The organism is Acidiphilium sp., assembly GCF_049977125.1.
GTDB lineage: Bacteria > Pseudomonadota > Alphaproteobacteria > Acetobacterales > Acetobacteraceae > Acidiphilium.
Genome location: NZ_JBMFGY010000240.1, coordinates 1 through 3284, shown reverse-complemented (window position 1 = coordinate 3284; position 3284 = coordinate 1). Strand labels below are relative to the sequence as shown.

Below are 3284 nucleotides of genomic sequence, written 5' to 3'. Positions count from 1 at the left end.
AGCTTATTCTCCCCCGGAACCTGTCCAACCTACCGGCACCATCGCACAACCAGTCAGGTCGCAAATAAATTAAATAATTTTTTAGCGAGTATGTGTTGTTCTGATATTTTAGTGAAAGTAAATTGCACAGATGAAGGTAACAGCATGGTCGTCAGGAAATGGGACATACGGAATTCGCGTTGGGAAGGCCAACCGTGATCGGTATTTTGATTCGAGTTCTGCAATAAGAGTCGAAATTGACAATGGCGTTGTTGAATTTCCAATTTGTAGAAGCTTTTGGCGAAAATGTCCTGAATTCAGAGGGAAAGAAATCGGCATATGGCTTGATAAAAATGGGTTTTTAACTTGGCCTAAAGGATATCCACCAGTATTCGAACTCATCCCACTTGGCGGAAACCGCTTTCGGTTGTCTATACCATGACGGTGTGTCAGCCTTAGCCCGCTATATGGTGAGGTGCGCGTCCGCACCCCATCACTCTTCCTCGCCACCCTCCCCCCAATTCCCCAAACCATTCCCCCGCCCGCAAAACCACCGAGAACCCAACTCCCGAAAGTTTTTCTTTTTTTCAAAAAAGAACGACCGACTTTGTCTTGATCTTTTTTTCCCTGGTCTGGCCCATGCAGAAAGAGATGGGCTTATGCGCAAATGCGATTTGCCGGGCGGGTGGGTGTGATCCAAGGTTGTGTCGTATTCTGGAGGGTTGTGATGCGGGACGAGGAGGCGGTCGGGGCGCGGATTAGTGCGTTGGTGGCGACGCGGCGGCCGGGGTATAGTTTGCCGCAGGCGTTTTATACTGATCCGGATATTTTCGAGTTCGATCTGCGCGAGATTTATGGCCGGTCGTGGCTGATGGTGGGGTTTGAGGTCGAGGTTGCGGCGCCGGGGCGGTATCTGGCGATGACGATCGGGCGCAGTCCGATTGTGGTGTGGCGCGGGCAGGATGGGGTGTTGCGCGGGTTTTTCAACACGTGCCGGCATCGTGGCGCGCAGATTGTGGCTGATGGGTGTGGCGCGGCGGAGCGGCTGATCTGTCCTTATCATCAATGGATGTATGATGATCATGGCGTGTTGCGTGGCGCGGGGCGGATGCCGCGCGATTTCGACAAATCGGCGCATGGGCTGGGGGCTATTCATGTTCGCAGCATTGCCGGGACGATTTATGTGTGTCTGGCCGAGACGGCGCCGGATTTCGGTGAATTTCATGACAATCTGGCACCGATGCTGGCGCCGCATGATGTGTTGAATGCGCGGGTTGCCGCCGAGATTACCCTGGTTGAGCGGGGCAACTGGAAGCTGGTGATGGAGAATGCGCGCGAGTGTTATCATTGCGGGGTCGGGCATCCGGAATTGTCGGCGTCGTTTCCGATCGATGCGCGGGGGAATTTTTTAAGTTCCGAGCGGGTCGATATTGCGGGGTTCAAGCAGCGGATGGCGGCGATCGGGCTGGCGAGCGCGCCGGTCGAGGGGGGGTGGTGGCAGGCTTCACGTTTTGCGCTGCGCGAGGGTTTCGTTTCGATGACGCTGGATGGGGCGCCGGTGGTGCGGCGGCCGATGTGCGCGATCAATGGCGGGGATGTCGGGTCGTTGCGGTGGGCGGTGGAGCCGCATTGTTTCTGTCATGCGGTGGGGGATTTTCTGTTCATGTTCTCGGCGCTGCCGCTGGGACCGCAGGAGACGTTGGTGGTGGGGAAGTGGCTGGTTCACAAGGATGCGGTCGAAGGGGTGGATTATACGCGCGATGAGCTGGTGATGGTGTGGAACGCGACGAATTTGCAGGACCGGGCGCTGGTGGAGACCAACCAGCGGGGGGTGAATTCGCTTGGTTATGTGCCGGGACCGTATAGCGCGCAGTCGGAATCGCTCGCGCTGCGGTTTACCGATTGGTATGTCGATCGGGTGCGCGAGCGGGTGATGCCGCCGGCGGCGCTGCGCCGCGATACGGTGGCGGTGGGCTGATGGCGGATCGGCTGCATCCGGATACGATCGCGGTCGGGCATGGGTATCATCCGGCGGCGCATCATGGGGCGGCGAAACCGCCGGTCTATCTGACCTCGACCTTCGTGTATCGCGATGCGCTGCACGCAAAGACGGCGCATGAGGGGCATTTTGCCGGGCGCGGGCCGGAGGATGGGGCGGATGAGGGGTATATTTATGCCAGGCTCGATCATCCGAACATGCAGATGTTGCAGGCGCGGATGGCGGCGCTGGATCGGGCGGAGGCCTGCGCCGTGTTCAATTCCGGGATGGCGGCGATTTCGACGCTGCTGCTCTCGCTGGTGCGGCCCGGCGAGAGCGTGGTGCACACCAGCCCATTGTATGGCGGCACCGACGGGTTGCTGAACAATCTGATGGCGCCGGTGCACGGGGTTACGGCGGTTGCGATCGGCGATGCGGTCGATGCGGCCGCGATCGGCGACGCGGTGGATCGGGCGCCGGGGCGGCTTGGGGTGATCTGGGTCGAGACGCCGTCGAACCCGCTGGCGGGGATTGCCGATATTGCGCTGATCGCTTCGGTTGCGCGGCGGGTGGGCGCGCGACAGGGCAGCCCGCCGCTGGTTGTGGTCGATAACACGTTCATGGGGCCGTTGTTGCAGACTCCGCTGGAGCAGGGGGCCGATTTATGTGTGACCTCGCTGACCAAATACGCGAGCGGGCATAGCGATCTGCTGGGCGGCAGCGTGTCGGGTCGGGCCGCGCTGATCGAGCCGTTGCGGCGAATGCGCACGGTGATGGGCACGCATCTCGACCCGCATGGGTGCTGGTTGCTGCTGCGCTCGCTGGAAACCATGGGGCTGCGCACCGAACGCGCCTGCCGCAATGCCGCGGCGGTGGCGCGGTTTTTGCGCGATCATCCGAAAGTGGTGCGGGTGACCTACGCCGGATTTCTGCCCGAGGCCAGCGCCGCGCGCGCGACGTTCGAGCGGCAATGCGCCGGCGCCGGATCGACCTTCGTGTTCGAGATCAGGGGCGGTGAGGCCGAGGCGTTCCGGATGCTCGATGCGTTGCAACTGCTGCGCCTCGCGGTCAGCCTGGGGGGGACCGAAACGCTGATCTGCCACCCGGCGACGACGACCCATGCCTCGGTGCCGCGCGAACGGCGCGAGGCTTCGGGCGTGAGCGACGCGACGATCCGGCTCTCGGTCGGCATCGAACATGAAAACGATATCATCGCCGATTTGGCACAGGCACTCGAAAGGATCTGACCCATGCAGGGGGCGACGCCGCGCGGCTTTGGGGGTGGGGAGGTGAGCCAGCAAGGCCAGGGGCGCTGCCCCTGGACCCC

2 protein-coding genes are annotated in these 3284 nt (G+C 61.3%); both read left to right on the top strand.

The annotated features are described in order from the left end of the window. Window positions 1–706: 706 nt before the first annotated feature. Entirely contained in the window at window positions 707–1957 is a 1251-nt protein-coding gene (locus tag ACP5E6_RS17445; RefSeq protein ID WP_427956366.1) for an aromatic ring-hydroxylating oxygenase subunit alpha, read from the top strand. Beyond that, window positions 1957–3204, top strand: coding sequence for a cystathionine gamma-synthase family protein (locus tag ACP5E6_RS17440; protein ID WP_427956364.1), 1248 nt, complete (start codon window positions 1957–1959; stop codon window positions 3202–3204). Before ACP5E6_RS17445 ends, ACP5E6_RS17440 begins: the two co-directional genes overlap by 1 nt. The last annotated feature ends 80 nt before the right edge of the window (window positions 3205–3284 follow it).

Excerpts from the sequence above, each read along its gene's own strand:
- ACP5E6_RS17440 (WP_427956364.1), top strand. The coding sequence starts at position 1,957 with ATGGCGGATCGGCTGCATCCGGATACGATCGCGGTCGGGCATGGGTAT.
- ACP5E6_RS17445 (WP_427956366.1), top strand. The coding sequence starts at position 707 with ATGCGGGACGAGGAGGCGGTCGGGGCGCGGATTAGTGCGTTGGTGGCG.